The 3,874-nt window shown below is 66.2% G+C and carries 3 protein-coding genes; 1 reads left to right on the top strand and 2 read right to left on the bottom strand.

All coding sequences use genetic code 11. The annotated features are described in order from the left end of the window. The first annotated feature begins 723 nt into the window (after positions 1-723). Complete coding sequence (locus tag AC08OU_RS16025; RefSeq protein ID WP_476601666.1) at positions 724-1,287, top strand: hypothetical protein; 564 nt, start codon at positions 724-726, stop codon at positions 1,285-1,287. Between the two features lie 118 nt (positions 1,288-1,405). Here the strand turns inward: AC08OU_RS16025 and AC08OU_RS16030 are convergent, their stop codons facing one another. Together AC08OU_RS16030 and AC08OU_RS16035 are read right to left on the bottom strand one after the other, a co-directional pair. Then, entirely contained in the window at positions 1,406-2,278 is an 873-nt protein-coding gene (locus AC08OU_RS16030; protein ID WP_476601667.1) for an NAD(P)-dependent oxidoreductase, read from the bottom strand. Positions 2,279-2,413: 135 nt separating this feature from the next. Then, positions 2,414-2,734, bottom strand: a complete 321-nt coding sequence (locus AC08OU_RS16035; RefSeq protein ID WP_476601668.1) for a putative quinol monooxygenase — start codon at positions 2,732-2,734, stop codon at positions 2,414-2,416. Between the last annotated feature and the right edge of the window lie 1,140 nt (positions 2,735-3,874).

The raw sequence follows: 3,874 nt of genomic DNA on the forward strand, positions 1-3,874 counted from the left end.
TGATGATGCTCTCGATCACGTATTTGTTACTTCATTACGTCCCCTGTGCGTCATACCTCGTTGTTTACCCAGGTGAAGGCGTCCGCGTGCCGCGAGGGGCCGGGGTGTGGCCGGTTCGACATCCGGGAATCGTCCCGGTCCGCTGGATCGCCCGATGACCTCCGCCCGGTCCGGAACGCGATCTTTCGTCGATGTATCGCGGGAAACGCGTGGTCCGTCTGTCGATCGTCCACGAGGAGCCGTGCCCGGGTGGGTACGCCATACGGGTACAGGCACGCCAAACGGAGTGTAGGCTAGAACTGCCTGTAATCGATCAGTGACTACTAGCTATCGAACAGGTATGTTGAGGACGCGGCTGAGGTGTCCGGGTCGTTCCCATCCGTCCCCGATCCGCGGCACCCCAGTCGCATCCTCGATGTCTCCGGGCCGTCTCCGGGTGCCGATGCGACGCGATTCCCGAGGTCGCCCCGTGCTTCTACGCTGACGTCATGCGGTGGTCTTGGTGCCGTCCAGCCGTGAAGCCATCCAGGGGGAGCGGGGGGCGTCAGCACGTGGCCACATACGGAGGGCCGCGGTCGGGTGGCTCTCCGAGCATGTGAGATCGGCCCATGATGTGAGGACGGACGGTGCAAGCGGGATGCACGTCACCAAACCGTCCTCCTGGCTTGTCGGGTTGACGTCGATCGGGGGCGTCGCTGGCCGTACGGCGATAGGAACATGCCTATGGCCCGGCTCCTCGCGGCGATCTCCACGGGCGTCGCCCTCCTGGTGGGAGGGTTGACGGCGCTTGCCGTCATGCTGCCGCCTGAGTACAGCTATCTGGTCCCGATTGTCATCATCCTCGTCGTCGTGGGGGTCAACATCACTGCCTGGCTTGTGATCCCGCGTGTCGTCGACTCGGCGTCGGCGTCGGTGTCCGTGCACCGCTCAATACCGGAGAATCGTCCGATGGGTGGCTCGTTCGTGTTCGGTCGTGGTGAGTTCGACTGGGCGAGTTCGGACGCCTCCGATGCCTCCGTCGAGTCCTCGTCGGACAACTGGTCGTCGAGCTGGGACTACGCCGGCGGGGACGGTCCGGACGGCAGCGACGACGAGAGCGGTTTCGACGACGACCGCTGGTATGGTTCCGCGGCCCGCCGTGGCGCGGGTTTCTCGCCGCCCGCTCTTACCGGAGCGTCCATGCCCGGCCTGCTGTCCGCCGATACCGGACCGCATCACCGGGCCACGCAGTCCGGCCCGGTGCCGGCGGAGCCAGAGAAGCACCACGACGACAGCCGCCAGCCGTAGTGACGCCCATGCGGGAACCGATCGGCCAAGGGTACAGTCCTCGGCCAGGTACATCCCGTCCGTGCTGCGCTCGTTGAGATCGGTGCAGTGCGGTGCAGTGGCGGCCCGGCGCCGTGGATCAGGCGAGCCCGGCGCGTCGGCGGGCCGTCTCGGCCACCGCGGCCCAGTCCTGGTCGGTCTGGCCGTGCGCCAGCGCGTCGACGAAGGCGTCCCGCAGCACGCCGCCGAAAGGCAGCGGAACGTTCCGTTCCAGCCCTGAGGCCAGCGCGAGCTGGACGTCCTTCAACCCGAGCGGGAGACGGAAGTTGACGGGTTCGTAATCCCGGTTTCCGATCATGCGGCCATAGCCGGTAAAGACCGGGCCAGTGAACAGGTTGTCGGTGAGTACTTCGATGAACGTGGCCGGGTTCATCCCGCCGGCCTCGATGACGGCGCTCGCCTCCGCCATCGCCTCGATGCTGCAGGCGATTAGATAGTTGCCCAGAATCTTCACCAGGTTGGCGTGTTCCGGCGCGTCGCCGACCGTCCAGGTTCGCCGGCCGAGGACGTCGAACAGGGGCTGAACCTCGGCGATCGCGTCCGGATCGCCGCTGGTCACGATGGTGAGGTTGCCGGCGCGGGCGGCGTCGGTCCGGCCGAAGACGGGAGCCGCGAGGTAGCGCAGCCCGTGCTCGGCGTGCTCACGCCGAGCACGGATCGCCAGCGCGGTGCTGACGGTGGCCATGTTCACATGCAGTGCTCCGGCCGGCGCGGCGGTCAGCACCCGCGGATCGAGCAGGCGATCGGTGACGGCCTGGTCGTCCGCCAGCATGCTGAGGACGATTCCGGTGGCGAACACCTCGGAGATGCTGGCGGGGACCGCACCGGCGGCGGCCAGTTCGGTGACGGGATCCGGTGAGCGGTTCCAGGCCAGCACGGTGTGGCCGGCGTCGATCAGATTGCGCGCCATGGCGCCGCCCATTCCGCCGAGTCCGATGAAACCGATCTTCATGCGTCACCCTCCTGGCCTGGTCGGCGGACGGTCCGCCGACGCGGGTTTCCTGCCCGGCTGGGCTGGGCTGGGCCAAGCGGCATCAGCGGCTCCGGCCCAGGGCGTGTGAAGAACGGACCGGCAGGTGCCGGGTTCTCAGGCGCCTGTCATCGTAGGAAGCCCGGTGCCCGAGGTCAGTGTGATGAACTCGATACGCGGGGGACCGGTGAGCAGATCCTGCCGCTCGGCGACGAAGTGGTGGATGTGCGGCTGGTTCTCATGATCCTCGAACGCCTCGCGGTCGCGGTAGAGCTCGTAGAAGAGCCGGGCATTGTCGTCGCCGGTCACCCGATGGGTAGTGTAGATCAAGGTCCCGGTTTCGTGGGCGGCGATCAGCGGCACCGTCTCGGCCACCAACGCGTCGAACGCGTCCGCCGTGTCCGGGCGTACCTCGAACCGCACCGTCAGACCGAACATGGATCTCCTCCTCAAGGTATTGCGACAGGGATATGGCGAGGCGCTGTCGCTTCGCGACGTACTGTTACCGCATCCAGGAGATCACTCTAATGGTGGCCTGAGAGCCTGGCCACATCGGTGCGGCCTGAGATCGGCTGCCTTGTGCAGCCCGGGACGGGCCATCCGGACCTTGACGACAGGATGCCGATGTACAGCAGATTCTGTCGATCAAAGCCGATATGAACGTCATGAACGGTACCCGATGGTATTCTCTCAAGGCTGGATCTGGTGATAGCTCCCGCTGGCCGAGGCGACCCGCGTCGCGCTCAGGTCCCCGGCGCCGTGGACCGGGACGTGCCACCCGGCCAGCATAGCGATTCGCGGCAGGCGGGCCACAGCCTGATTTCTTCCATCGACTCGTAGTTCAAATTCGAGAGACTTGTGTTCACTGGCTCGTGAACGGAAATCCCTTGACGGCTGGCCGCTGCACCGCACTCCGACGGGACGTAGGAAAGGTCGGCGCCCTGTTACTCTGACGATTCACTCCTTCATCGTCTACGGCTGGGATGTCCTACCCGTGCGCCTCGCTCCGGAGCGATAGCGCCCGACGCGGGGGAGGGACGCGTGCTGTACGGCGGATATGCACAAGCATTGACGTGGGCCGCTAATGGTGACGTTGACAGGTCGTCGTTCCTTCCCTGGGTGGAGCCCTGGTGGCGGTCGGCTGACCGGCTGCCACCAGTCCGTCGCACGGACCAGTCGGCGAGGGCGCGGTTCCAGTCTCGAATGGAGGGCATCGGTTGAACGGCCGGTGTGCGGCATGAATGCCGTCATCGGGTGAATTCTCGCGATCTCCGTCGCCGGCGCAGACATGGAGCCCGGCGTGTCGTCAGTGGTTTCAAGCCCGATTGTTCCGCACTCCTGCCACGATGCGTGCCGAGTTCGATGCGACGTCGGACCGGTAATGCAGAATCGAGGATGGCGCGGAGTGAAATCTCGTCTCACATGGTCCCGTTCGGCTGCGCTTGCAGCTGCGACAGCCCTGACCGTCGGGCTTGGCTACGGCCTTCCGGCGGTCGCGGATCCGGGTGGCGCAGCAGCCCGGTCGGGTGCGGCGAAGGCTGGACCGGTCGCCGGGCCGGACATAGGGGACGTAATGAA

This window comes from Frankia sp. CcMO1 (assembly GCF_977945845.1).

Excerpts from the sequence above, each read along its gene's own strand:
- AC08OU_RS16025 (WP_476601666.1), top strand. The coding sequence starts at position 724 with ATGGCCCGGCTCCTCGCGGCGATCTCCACGGGCGTCGCCCTCCTGGTG.
- AC08OU_RS16030 (WP_476601667.1), bottom strand. The coding sequence starts at position 2,278 with ATGAAGATCGGTTTCATCGGACTCGGCGGAATGGGCGGCGCCATGGCG.
- AC08OU_RS16035 (WP_476601668.1), bottom strand. The coding sequence starts at position 2,734 with ATGTTCGGTCTGACGGTGCGGTTCGAGGTACGCCCGGACACGGCGGAC.